Source organism: Seonamhaeicola sp. ABD4_340, from assembly GCF_056312135.1.
Window position 1 is genome coordinate 1,999,681 of sequence record NZ_CM149981.1, and the last position, 13,397, is coordinate 2,013,077.

Annotated in this window: 9 protein-coding genes; 4 read left to right on the top strand and 5 right to left on the bottom strand. The window is 31.7% G+C overall.

Translation table 11 applies throughout. The annotated features are described in order from the left end of the window. Window positions 1–82: 82 nt before the first annotated feature. A complete protein-coding gene (gene lysS, locus ACYX4H_RS08680) occupies window positions 83–1,774 on the bottom strand; it encodes a lysine--tRNA ligase (RefSeq protein WP_476235855.1) in 1,692 nt (563 codons plus the stop codon). Between the two features lie 233 nt (window positions 1,775–2,007). Between lysS and ACYX4H_RS08685 the strand changes: the two genes are divergently transcribed. Both ACYX4H_RS08685 and lipB read left to right on the top strand, forming a co-directional pair. After that, entirely contained in the window at window positions 2,008–2,166 is a 159-nt protein-coding gene (locus tag ACYX4H_RS08685) for a YqaE/Pmp3 family membrane protein (RefSeq protein WP_475294430.1), read from the top strand. Between the two features lie 29 nt (window positions 2,167–2,195). Next, on the top strand, window positions 2,196–2,915 hold the full coding sequence (gene lipB, locus ACYX4H_RS08690; protein ID WP_476235857.1) for a lipoyl(octanoyl) transferase LipB: 720 nt from the start codon (window positions 2,196–2,198) through the stop codon (window positions 2,913–2,915). A 1-nt stretch (window position 2,916) separates the two neighbouring features. On the opposite strand, the gene ACYX4H_RS08695 is transcribed toward lipB, so the two are convergent. The 4 genes from ACYX4H_RS08695 to ACYX4H_RS08710 all read right to left on the bottom strand — a co-directional run bounded on the left by ACYX4H_RS08695 (window position 2,917) and on the right by ACYX4H_RS08710 (window position 8,022). Continuing rightward, the gene (locus ACYX4H_RS08695; RefSeq protein ID WP_476235858.1) at window positions 2,917–3,429 is read right to left on the bottom strand and encodes a DUF3124 domain-containing protein; all 513 of its coding nucleotides are present in this window, start codon (window positions 3,427–3,429) and stop codon (window positions 2,917–2,919) included. A gap of 73 nt (window positions 3,430–3,502) precedes the next feature. Next, window positions 3,503–4,552: a nucleoid-associated protein gene (locus ACYX4H_RS08700; RefSeq protein WP_476238650.1), complete on the bottom strand. Its 1,050-nt coding sequence runs from the start codon at window positions 4,550–4,552 to the stop codon at window positions 3,503–3,505. A gap of 373 nt (window positions 4,553–4,925) precedes the next feature. Further along, the gene (locus ACYX4H_RS08705) at window positions 4,926–7,361 is read right to left on the bottom strand and encodes a ribonuclease HII (RefSeq protein WP_476235859.1); all 2,436 of its coding nucleotides are present in this window, start codon (window positions 7,359–7,361) and stop codon (window positions 4,926–4,928) included. Between the two features lie 61 nt (window positions 7,362–7,422). Then, window positions 7,423–8,022 (bottom strand): ribonuclease HII, encoded by a 600-nt coding sequence (locus ACYX4H_RS08710; protein WP_476235860.1) that lies wholly within the window; start codon window positions 8,020–8,022, stop codon window positions 7,423–7,425. 478 nt (window positions 8,023–8,500) lie between these two features. Between ACYX4H_RS08710 and ACYX4H_RS08715 the strand changes: the two genes are divergently transcribed. Beyond that, a complete protein-coding gene (locus ACYX4H_RS08715) occupies window positions 8,501–11,869 on the top strand; it encodes a SusC/RagA family TonB-linked outer membrane protein (RefSeq protein ID WP_476235861.1) in 3,369 nt (1,122 codons plus the stop codon). Between the two features lie 11 nt (window positions 11,870–11,880). Beyond that, window positions 11,881–13,380 carry a RagB/SusD family nutrient uptake outer membrane protein gene (locus ACYX4H_RS08720; protein ID WP_476235862.1) on the top strand — a complete coding sequence of 500 codons (1,500 nt, stop codon included), beginning with the start codon at window positions 11,881–11,883 and terminating at the stop codon, window positions 13,378–13,380. The last annotated feature ends 17 nt before the right edge of the window (window positions 13,381–13,397 follow it).

Below are 13,397 nucleotides of genomic sequence, written 5' to 3' on the forward strand. Positions count from 1 at the left end.
TTTGCTTTTGGTTTAAACTTGTTTGAAAAAAAAGAGGAATTACAATAGCAATTCCTCTTTTTAAAATATTTAAGTGTTTTTTTTATACCACAGAAACAAACAAATTTTCATCAGTTTTTTCAACTTTAGCAAGACTGTTTTTTGTAAGTTCTTTAATAGATTTATCCCATTTTTTATTAGATAAACCTGCTTGTGTTTTTAAATCTGCAAGAGGTAATTTCTCGGCTTTTTTCAAAATATCTAAAACCGCTTTGGCGTCTTCAGTAATGGCTACTTTTTTCTTTTCAGGGCGCATTTGCGGGAAGAATAAGACCTCTTGTATAGATTGGTTATTGGTTAAAAACATAATTAACCTATCCATACCAATACCCATTCCAGATGTTGGTGGCATACCATATTCTAAAGCGCGTAAAAAATCAAAATCTATAAACTCAGTTGCTTCATCATCACCTTTAGCCGCTAGTTTCAATTGGTGCTCAAAACGTTCACGTTGGTCTATTGGATCATTTAATTCAGAGTATGCATTTGCTATTTCTTTACCACAAACCATAAGCTCAAAACGCTCTGTTAATTCAGGGTTATCTCTGTGTTCTTTACACAATGGGCTCATTTCTTTAGGATAATCTGTAATAAAGGTTGGTTGTATGTAGTTGCCTTCACATTTTTCACCAAAAATTTCATCAATTAGTTTGCCTTTCCCCATAGTTGCATCAACCTCAATACCCATATCAATGGCTGCTTTTCTAATCTCATCTTCGGTTTTACCAGTAATATCAAAGCCAGTAAATTCTTTAATAGAATCGGCCATGGTAACTCGGGCATAAGGAGCTTTAAAATCAACCTCATGTTTGCCAAAAGTTGCTTGGGTAGTACCGTTTACAGCCTTAGCACAGTGCTCTAAAAGGCGTTCACAAAAGTCCATCATCCAGTTGTAGTCTTTGTATGAAACATAAATTTCCATAGCCGTAAACTCTGGGTTATGAGTTCTGTCCATACCTTCGTTTCTAAAGTTTTTAGAAAACTCATAAACGCCATCAAAACCACCAACAATAAGTCTTTTTAAGTAAAGCTCATTGGCAATACGCATGTATAAAGGCACATCAAGCGCGTTATGGTGTGTAATAAAAGGTCTTGCGGCGGCACCACCAGGAATAGGTTGCAAAACAGGAGTTTCAACCTCAAAATAGCCAGCATCATTAAAAAACTGGCGCATAGCGTTAAATAATTTTGTGCGCTTTACAAAAACATCTTTAACATGTGGGTTAACAACCAAATCTGCATAGCGTTGGCGATAACGTTGTTCTGGGTCTGTAAAGGCATCAAACACAACGCCGTCTTTTTCTTTTGGTAGTGGTAATGGTTTTAAAGCCTTACTAAGTAATTTAAAATCTTTAACACGCACGCTTTTTTCGCCAACTTTAGTGGTAAACAAATCACCTTCAATACCAATGAAATCGCCAAAATCTAAAAGTTTTTTAAAAATTTCGTTGTATTTAGTTTTGTCTTCACCAGTACAAATTTCATCTCTGTTAAAGTATACTTGTATTTTGCCTTGGGCATCTTGTAGTTGGGCAAAACTAGCTTTACCTTGTATTTTAACCATCATTAAACGTCCGGCAATGGTAACATCTTTACCTTCTTCAAACTGTTCTTTAATTTGTTTTGAAGTATGGCTTACAGGATATAAATCTGCAGGGTATGGGTTAATACCCAAAGCACGTAATTTTTGTAATTTTTCTCTTCTAACTAGCTCTTGCTCTGATAATTGCGACATAATCTAAAAACTGTGTGTAATTTTAAGTGCACAAAGATAATCATTTGATTTACAGTTTACCATTTTTTTTTTGGCGTTACCGCGCTTTAGGCGCGGTCGGGCTTTACGCGCTACACGGTAGCTTGCTGCAATCCCTAACGCGAGGGCAAACCCATAAAGATGTTATATTTTATGTAACAAAATTGAAATGTTAACGTCTCATCTATACATCAATCAAATCAAAATAAATAATAATGAGTTTTTGGAGAGTTTTATTATCCATTATATGTCCGCCACTAGCCGTAATAGATAAAGGTTGTGGCTCAATTTTAATAGTGTTTTTATTGTGGTTATGCGGCTGGGTGCCAGGTGTAATTGCAGCGTTAGTGATACTTAATAATCCTAAACATTAAACGCAAAAAATGTTGTATTTTTGTAGGCTATGAATAAGGAAATAAAAGTAACCGATTTAGGCCACAAAGATTATAAAGACACTTGGGATTACCAAGAACAGCTTTTTAAAGGTATTGTAAATGCAAAAGTTAAAAATAGGCGTGAAGACGCTGGTTTAAAAACCAACAATTATTTTTTGTTTGTAGAGCATCCGCATGTGTATACTTTAGGTAAAAGTGGCGATGTATCAAACCTGCTTTTAAATGAAGCACAATTACAAGAAAAAGGCGCTACATTTTATAAAATAAACCGTGGAGGTGATATAACTTACCATGGCCCAGGACAAATTGTTGGTTACCCTATTTTAGATTTAGAAAATTTTTTTACAGACATACACAAATACCTACGCTTGTTAGAAGAAATGATAATTTTAACCCTAGCAGAATATGGTTTAAAAGCTGAGCGAAGCACGGGTGAAACAGGTGTTTGGTTAGATGTAGGTACGCCGTTTGCAAGAAAAATTTGTGCCATGGGTGTGCGCGCTAGCCGATGGGTAACCATGCATGGTTTTGCTTTAAACGTAAATGCTGATTTAGGTTATTTTGACAATATAATACCGTGCGGCATTAGAGGTAAAGCCGTTACAAGCTTGCATGTAGAGTTGGGTAAAACTAAAGTTGACGAAACCGAAGTTAAAAACAAACTTTTAAAACATTTTAAAACACTTTTTGAAGCAAAACTTGTACACAGTAAAGCAACTGCTTTCTAAGTTATTTAATTCTTTTAGCTTGGGTTGTAAATGATAAACCTTGTTGCCCCATTGTAGAATTCATAATACCTTCAAATAAAGGTTCAGGGCAGTTTTTAGGAATTTTCCATTCAAAAATAAAGTTTGAACCTGTACCGCCAGATGTATCAGTTTCATCAATAACAATATCGGCAGTTTCCATAGGTGCTAAAAAAATAGGTTTGTTAAAGTAGGCCCTAATTGCTTTTCCGTGTGTGTCATAATACTGAGCTTTTAAAATATAAATGGTATCTGTATCACTGGTGTTTCTTAAGCTAACCATGGCGGTTAAGTTGTGCGTTTTGTTTTCGGTTAAACTATAAATTTGAGAATAAATAGATAGGTATGATTTACCGTATTCTAAAGAATCTGTAGTGCTTAAGTTTGCAATATGGCGTTTTGCCCAATTGTCTGGGTTTACAGAGCTTATTTGTTTTTTTTCTTCGCAGCTGTAAACTAAAAGTGCTGTAAATATAAGTGCGAATATGATTTTCATAATACCAGTTTTTTTGTGTGAGATGGCTAACTAAATGTACTTAAAATTTTTTAAAACACAGCATTGTTGTTTTCTAACTTTCGGCATTAAAAAATACTTTGTAGTAATGCATTTTTTTCTCATTGTCATAACCGCGTTCTAAATATTCGGTTGAGGCATCGGGGGCATCAATATCTAGTTTAATTTGTATGTTGGTGTCTAATTTAATGTCGGTTTTTATTTTCTTCTTTTCTTTATTAACAACACGTTCAACTACATCAAATTGGTTTCTAATTAATAAATTTTGTTCGTCTTCAAAGGTTTTTTTGTATTGGTCAAATTCAGTTTTGTATGTGTCTTCTTCAAAAATTTCGTCTTTAAAGCGTTCAATGTTTACTATTTCGTTTTCTTTAAAAAAGTCTATTGTTTTAGCTAAAAAGGTGTTTTGTTCTTTAGCGCCGTAGTTTGTTTTTATTATTTCGGTTGAAAAATCTTTACATAGCTCAAGGTATTGTTGCGTATGGCTGTTAGAATCGTCGGCATATTTTATGTTTAAAAACTGATTAATCCAATATTGTGCATCGTAATTATTATTGTCTACACTAAAAATAATATTGCCTTGAGCATCAGTTTGGTTTAAAATTAAGCAGCCTTTATCAACTTTTTTAGAGCTGATTCCTTTTTGTACTAAAACATCGTAACTGTTGTTTTCTAAATAGGTTTGAAAAAAGTTTATTTTACTTTCAATTTTAAAAATACCAATGGCGTTTGTGGTAATTTCGTTGTATTCAATACCTTCAAAAAGGGCTACAATAACATCGCCAGTTTTAATGTTTGCAGATGTTGATTGCTCGTACAAGTGTGTAACTATATGCTTTGATGTGTCAATAAAAGCATCTTCGTCTTTAAACATTTGAGCGCTGTAATTATTAATTTCGTTTAGGCTTATGTTAGAGTGGTGGTTAAACCTATAACTTTGTACGGCACTGCCAAAGGGTTTTAGTAAAAATGGTAACATTAGGTCGTAGCTGGCTTCATCAAACACAACTGTTTTTTCTGAAAAGGCGTTTTTGGTGTCGTTAAATTTATTACCAACCTTGTGTATTATTAATTTAGTTATTTCGGCGTTTTTTCTAGAAATCATATTACCAATTTGTTTTTGCAATAGTATTAAAAGTTAATTACAAAGTTTGTTTTTTAATTAGTATTTAGCAAAAAATAGAGCGCCAAAACATGAAGTTTTGGCGCTCAAGATTTGAGGACTTCGGGTAAATCTACCAAATCGTACCCGTGTTTTATCTTTAAGTAAGTGCTATAAAGTACTATACATTATTTGCGCTATATTTTTATTTGCTTGAATGTAATGAGAGTTACATTGTTTGTGTGCTTTTAAAACTACGTAATAAAAGTTATTTTGTTTTATGTCAATTGTTAATTAGTTATAATAGCAGGCTAAAGATAAAGATTAGTTTTGTATGGGCAATACTTTCTTACAATAAAATGTATAATGTTTTAGTTTAATTAATTTGATATACAATTATGGCATTAGCATCACCTTTTGTTACAAACTCTAAAGCGCTGTCTTTGTCAATATTATCTAGAATAATTTTTGAGTTGCCGTAAACGGGGAAGTTTGGTAGAAGTTTAGATTGGCTATCAAAAATATATACTTTATGTGATTGCGTATCGGTTACAGTAACGTAAATTTTATCGTTTATATAAAAAATATTAGGCGCTGTGTAGTTACCAAAATCTAGTTCGGTAGTTTTATTTTTAATATGTAGTTTATTTTCAGTTAGTGTTACTAGTGTTTTACTGGTAGTTGTTAAATAGTGATTTTCATTTAAATTAATGTTTTGCATATTAACATTACCATTGGTTTTTACGCTAAGTAAATTACCCGTGTTTGTTGTAGTAGTAAACGTGTTTTTATATAGATATATTGATTGATTTGAATAGGAAGTGTTTGTTTTAGGTGTAACTCTGTGTTTACCTGTTCTGTCTAAAATATAAAGTTTGTTTTGTGTTTTAAAACTTATGTAATCTTTACTACCAATTCTAAAGTGTTTAGGTTGATTTATAATAGAACCATTAGCTGATTTAAAAGTAAAACCATTTACAATTTGTGCTTTTACGTTGTACATTAAAATATTTTTACCTTGTGTTACTAATAGCCTGTAGTTTTTCTTTTTATCATAATCAAAAACAGAAAGTGGTTGGGTAATTGCATCATTAAATTTCATAGGAAAAGGTGCTACATTATTGCCGTTTCTGTCGATTACATAAACATTTTTTGGTGTAGCGAAGCATAGTTGTAATCGCCCGTTTTTATAAATATCAATTTGGTTTATGGTGCCTAAAACGGGCCCACTTAATTGTTTTTTCCAAATAATTTTTCCTTTATTAGAAATTAAATACAAGTTGTTATCAACATCTTGCACTACAATTTCTTTTTCTTTTGTTAAATGGTTAACTACAAATTGAGGTGTGTTTAAAATAGCTTTGTTTAATGAAATGTTTAGCTCTTCGGAAACTGTATTTTGTACAGCATTGGTTTTATTCTTTTTAATAACACCATTAACGTGAGCAAAATTAGCATCATAAACAAATTGAAGCGCTGTAGCTTTATAATCGTTTACGTTTAAATTATCAACATTAATATGGCTTTTTAAAATATTATTAAATGCTAACGGATTAAAAACCATAAGTACTGAAGCTTCATCACTTAAATGTGTTTTAGTATTGTTAAAGTAGTCTCTGTTATTTAAAGTAGTTTTGTTTTGGTAGCTTGCAATAATGTTGTGAAGCATTTCGGTGGTTTCGGCAAATACAAAAAAGGTGTCAATTACACAATACAAATTGGCTTTGTTGAATGATATAAAAGGATGTAAATGTTTAGAAAACAGTAACGGATCATCAAATTCATAAATAGTAACTTCTCGGTAAGTTTCAACATTTTTTTTATTATTACTTAAAGCATCTTTTGTAGCAATATTATCAATAGAGTTTAAAACAATAGCTTGGTTTTCGCCTTCATAAATTACACCAAATTCAATAATATCTTTTAGTAAATTAGTTGTAGTGTGCGTAGAATCTTTTTTGTTGTATGTTATTAAATTAGTTTCAAACTTTTTAAAATCATCAAACGTTACGCTCATAAAACCATCACTATTTGCTGGTGTAATGGTGTGTGTTTTGTTTTCTTGTGCAATGGTGCCTTTAAAAATATTAATTGTACTATTTAAAGAATCTGTAGCCTTAGCTATGCCGTTAATAATAATTTCGTTTTGGCTAGCATCAACATCAAAAGCTAAGTAGTTGGTAAATGTTTTTAAGTTTAGTTTTGGTTCTAAAAAAACATTATTATCAACAAAACTTGTGTCTGGTTTTATAATAACAGAGCAGGTTTTGTTATCATTTAATGTGCTGTAAATTTTCTTTAAATTAATGTTGGTTTCAAATTTGTTAAAAACATCATCAATTATATTTTTTGATGAAGAAGTAAAAAATACACTATCAATAATTGAGCTGTAAAATATTTTGTTGTTTAAAGTAGATTTTACAATGGTTTTGTTTTTGTAAGTTAATGTTTCTTGGGTGTAATTTTTTAAAGAATCTGTTTTAAACAAAGCAGCATCTTGTTTTGTTATAAACGTGTATTGTAAGCTATCATTTTTGTCTTTTGAAAAACAAATTAAAGCGGCAGTACTAGGTTTTAAAATAGATGTGTTTTTTAACGTTTCTTCTAAACTTAAATATGTTTTGCTATTTGAAATTTTTTTTAAAAAATGATTGTTGCTTATAGCATTTTTAAGACTCTCAAAATTTGAAGTTTTAATTATTATGCTGCTGTTTTTTGGAGCAAAATCAATAAGTTCAGTACGTTTTGTGTTTGGGTTAGTACAATTTAAAAAAGTAAATAATACAATAAAAACTATGGCGTAGGGTTTCATGAACAAATTAATTTTATGTAAAGATAAAAACTTGTGGCAAAAAGGCATTTTTTAAAGCAATTTATAAATCTAAACTAAGTTGATCTGGCAATAATTTAAACGACTTACGGTGATGTTTAGTTACGCCGTATTTTTTTATAGCAGCTCTATGCTCTTTAGTTGGGTAGCCTTTGTTTTTTTTCCAGTTGTACATAGGGAATTCTTCATGAATTTTGTCCATATATAAATCTCTATAAGTTTTAGCCAACACAGATGCGGCTGCAATACTTAAATATTTACTGTCGCCTTTAATTATGGTTTCATGCAAAATGTTTTTGTAAGGTTTAAATTTATTGCCATCAACAATAATAAAGTTTGGTGTAATTTTAAGATTACTAATAGCTTTATGCATGCCTAAAATTGAAGCATTTAATATATTAATATTATCTATTTCAGTTTCAAAAACATGAGCAACGGCAAAAGATAAAGCGTCAATTTCAATAACAGGTTTTAAAAGCATGCGTTTTTTTTCGCTTAATTGCTTTGAGTCTGTTAAAATTTTATTGCTAAAATCTTCAGGTAAAATTACGGCAGCTGCAGTAACAGGTCCTGCAAGACACCCTCGGCCAGCTTCATCTGTTCCACATTCAAACAAGAAATCAGAATATTTTTTTAATAGCATATAATATTTGTTTGAGCAAAGCTATAAAACTTTAAAAACTAAAGTGTTATGCGTGCATTGTAATTGTTGGTGCGCTTGTTTTTTTTAAATTATTTTGATAAATCATCAGTATATCTAATAAATATTCAGAATATAGCACAAAAAACAGCATTAAAAAACGAATGTGTTAATTTTAAAACCTGCTTTTTAGCAGGTTTTTTTATGTTTTTTATGTTTTTGCTTGGTTATTAATTATAATATTGTGATGTTTGCAACCGACTAACTCAATATAAATATTCTTGTTTAATATTTAAAAGAAAGCCAGCTTTATGTTGGCTTTCTTTTTTTTTGTTTTATTCTAAGATATTGTTATAATTTAACTGCAAAAAATACTAAATAACTAATAATTGGTCTTGTTTGGTTGTTTTTTTGTTACATATTTTGTCATTCTGATGAAATATAGTGATATTTACATTTGACTAACTCAAATTTTTAATTTATGAAATTAAATTACGCGTATTTGATGGCGTTTTTACTAACGCTGTCATTTCATGTGTCCAGTGCGCAAAATGGACAAATTAATGGATCAATTATTGACTCGGGCGGTATTCCTTTAGATGGAGTTACCGTTATTGTGCAAGGAACTTCACGAGGTGTTGTTTCAGATTTTGATGGGAATTATGCCATTAAAGCTAAAAAAGGAGAAGTGTTAAAGTTTAGTTACATTGGTATGAAAACCAAACTTGTTACCATTGGTGATAGTGATGTAATAAACGTTACGCTAATTGAAGATTTAGAGGGTTTAGATGCTGTTGTAATTACAGGGTATCAAAATGTAAAACGCGAGCTTTTTACAGGTGCCTCTCAAACAATCAAAGCTAAAGATGTTAAATTAGATGGTGTAGCCGATATATCTAGAGCTTTAGAAGGTAGAGCCGCAGGTGTAAGTGTGCAAAATGTTACTGGTACTTTTGGTGCTGCACCAAGAATTACAATTAGAGGATCTTCTTCTATTTTAGGTGATACAAAACCTATTTGGATTATTGATGGTGTTATACAAGAAGAAATTGTAAACCTATCAGTGTCTGATCTTGTGTCAGGTGATCCTAATACACTTTTAAGTTCTGCCGTAGCAGGTTTAAACGCAGCAGATATTGAAAGTTTTGAAATTTTAAGAGACGCCTCAGCAACCGCATTGTATGGAGCAAGAGCTTTAAATGGTGTGGTGGTTATAACCACAAAATCTGGTAGAAAAAACCAAAAACCTACATTTAATTATGCTGCAGAATATGCGGTAAGAGATATTCCACGATATTCAAATTTCGATTTGTTAAACTCGCAAGAAACAGTATCAGTTTACCGTGAAATGGAATCTAAAGGGTTTTTGAATTTACCTTCTTCATTTCAAGGTAGGTATGGTGGTATATATAATATAATGTATAGAGCTATTAATAATTACAATGAAACTACAGGTGAATATGAGCTAGAAAATACACCAGAAGCTAAAGCTAAATTTTTACAACAATATGAATTAGCAAATACAGACTGGTTTAAAACATTGTTTAGAGCAACTCCAACACAAACTCATACTTTAAGTTTTTCTAGCGGTAGTGAAAATGCAACATCATACGCCTCATTAGGTTATTACACTGATGCCGGTTGGACGGTTGCTGATCGTGTTAGAAGAATTACGGGTAACTTAAGAAATACATTTTTCTTATTTGATGATAAATTAAAGCTAACAACACAGTTACAAGGTTCTGTTAGAAATCAATTGGCTCCAGGAACACTATCTAGAGAAGAAGACACCTTTTTTGGGTCGTTCACAAGAGATTTTGATATTAACCCGTTCAGTTACGCAATTAATACAAGTAGAGCCTTACGCCCAAGGGATAATGATGGTAATTTAGAATATTCTAGATACAATTGGGCGCCATTTAATATTATAAACGAGTTAGATAATAACTCTTTAGAGCTAAATGTGAATGATATAAAAATGCAATTGCAAGCAGATTATCAAATTAATGATAAACTTAAATACACACATTTAAGTTCTGCGCGTTATGTAACCTCTGTTGGTGAGCAAGGAGCAACTGAAAACTCTAACGTAGCAGCAGCTTACAGAGCAGATGAAACTACCATTGTACAAGATGCTAATACATTTTTGTTTACAGATCCAGATGAGCCTAACTCAAGACCCAAAGTAGTATTGCCAGTTGGAGGTATTTTAACAAGTACAAAAAATACACTGGTAACATATACTTTTAGAAACACTTTAGATTATACAACAAGATTTAAAGATGATTTACACGGTTTACGTTTATACGCAGGGCAAGAGTACAGGCACACCGATAGGTCTAGCAGTTCAAACACAGGTTACGGATATCAATTTGATAGAGGTGGAACGGTGTTTACAGATCCTGATATTTTAAAGAAAGTAATTTTAGAAGGAAACGATTATTTTTCTTCGCAAGAAACAAGACAACGTGAAGTATCACTATTTGCTAACGTAACTTATGATTTTGATAAGAAATACGTATTAAATGTTTCAGGAAATTACGAAGGCTCAAATAGAGCAGGTAAATCTTCAGATTCAAGATGGTTACCAACATACTCAGTTGGAGGAAAATGGAATATTGATAAAGAAGATTTTATTCAAAACTCAAATGTTATCTCTAGTATGGCATTTCGCCCAAGTTATGGTTTAGTTGGTTTATTAGCCGATAATGCTACCAATAATCTAGCTGTTTTTAGAAACCAAGTTACAGATAGATTTAATCCTGATGATAGAGAAAACTTTATAAATATTGAAGATTTACAAAATAGTGAATTAACCTATGAGAAAACTTTAGAGTTAAACTTGGGGTTAGATTTAGGACTTTTCAATAACCGCATTACCATGAATTTTGATGCTTACTTTAGAAAAGGTAAAGATTTAATAGACTTAATTAGAACAACTGGTATTGGTGGTGAAGAGTTAAAACTTGGTAACAATTCTGAAATGACAACAAATGGTATTGAGTTTCAGCTTAACACTGTAAATATTGATAATGATAATTTCTCTTGGAGAACAAGCTTCAATATTTCACACTTCAATCAAGAAATAACAGATTTAAAGCAAGAAACAAATGTTTTTGATTTAATTACCGGAACCGGAAGAGGTAACGCAATAGGTTTTCCTAAAGGAGCATTGTTTTCATATGAATTTCAAGGTTTAAATGAATTTGGTTTGCCTCAGTTTTTAACAGATCAGCCAGATTATGATCCAGCAGATCCTTTTGCTCTAATAGATTTTCAAGATACTGATGATGTGTTAGATTACCTTGTTTATGAAGGCCCAACAGAACCAAACCTTACAGGAGGTATTGCTAATAATTTTAAATTTAAAAATTGGGATTTAAGCTTTTTCGTGTCTTTTTCAGCAGGTAATAAAGTAAGGTTAACACCTAGCTTTAAGTCACAATACACAGATTTAGACGTGTTTCCAAGAGAATTTGTAAATAGATGGATTGCACCAGGCGATGAAAACATTACTAATGTGCCAGTAATTGCATCACAATCTTTATTACAAGCTTACGGTGATACAGATTTAAGGCAATTGTATAACGCTTATAATTATTCTACAGAGCGAGTTGCCGATGGTGGTTTTGTGCGTATGAAAAACATAACTTTAGGTTATTCATTAGATAAGCAAACAGTACAAAAACTAGGTTTATCTTCTTTTAGAATGAGTTTACAAAGTACAAACCCATTCTTAATCTATTCAGATTCAAAATTAGGTGGTCAAGATCCTGAGTTTTTTAGGTCAGGTGGTGTTGCGTTACCAATTTCTAAGTTATATACGTTTTCACTTAATATTGGCTTTTAATAAAAAATACTATGAAAAATATTTATATAAGAAACATACAAATACTATTTGGCCTAGTGTTGCTAACATCATCATGTAGTGATATTTTAGATGAAACACCAGACAATAGAACAACTATTGATACGCCAGATAAAATAGCAGAGTTATTAGTAGCTGCTTACCCCGAAGCAGCTTATGTGTCGTTTTTAGAACCAATGTCAGACAATGCTGGAGATAAAGGCTCTAGTGCAACTGTAGAGTTTAGAGTAAACGAAGAAATGTATTTCTGGAGAGATTTAAATGATATTGATACAGATACGCCAACAAATTACTGGAACCAGGCTTACAAAGCCATAGCACAAGCAAATCAGGCTTTAGCTTCAATTGAAGAACTTGGTGATGGTAGTGAACTTAGTGCTTTAAAAGGTGAAGCTTTATTATGTAGAGCTTACGCACATTACATGTTGGTTAATATTTTCTCTAAAGCTTTTAATCCGTCAACTTCAAGTTCAGATTTGGGTATTCCTTACGTGTTAGAACCTGAAACAGTTTTACTAGCAAATTATGAAAGAGGAACTGTAGCTGATGTTTATGCTAATATTCAAAAAGATTTAGAAGAGGGTTTACCATTAATTGAAGATAATTACGAAATAAATACCTTTCACTTTACAAAAAAGGCCGCTAGTGCTTTTGCATCAAGGTTTTATTTAACTGTAGGAGATTGGGAAAAAGTTATTGAGCATAGTAATATAGCTTTAGGTGATGGTAATACATTAGCTGTTTTAAGAAACATAGCTTCTTCAAGCAACTTAACATTTAATGAGCAAGTAGCGCTTTATACATCATCAACAGTTGAACCTGCAAATTTATTGCTAGTAACAGGTAATTCACTTTACAATAGAATAGATGCCAGAGCACGATACCAAATGGCACCAAACATTGTAAACAGTTTGTTTAATAGTGCTAATATTTCAGGAAAAGGTTGGGCATATAGTTTGTTTTTTAGAGGCGGAAGCGATAATAACTTTATTCCTAAGTATCAGGAATATTTTAGGGTAACAAATCAAGCGGCCGGTATAGGTATTCCATTTGTTACTTTTGTATTATTCTCAACAGATGAAGCTTTACTAAATAGAGCTGAAGCATATGCTATGTTAGGCCAGTATGAAAATGCTACAAATGATATTAATATGTCTTTAGCGCTAAAAACTGATGGGTATGATCCAAGTACAGATACATTAACGCCAGAAGATATAGCGGCAATATATCAAGGAGTTTCTGCAGATTTGTATACACCATTTTACACCATTTCAAGTGAAGCCTTACCGTTTGTAAGCGCTGTTTTAGATATTAAACAAACCGTATTTTATAACGAAGGTTTAAGATGGTTTGATATTAAAAGGCACAACATAGCTATAGAGCATTTAGATTTCTTTGGAAATAGTTATGAATTGCCAAAAGGAGATAACCGAAGAGCTGTACAAATACCAGAAGCAGCACAATCATTTGGTATAGAGGCTAACCCTAGATAATAAATAAAAGAAGAAGT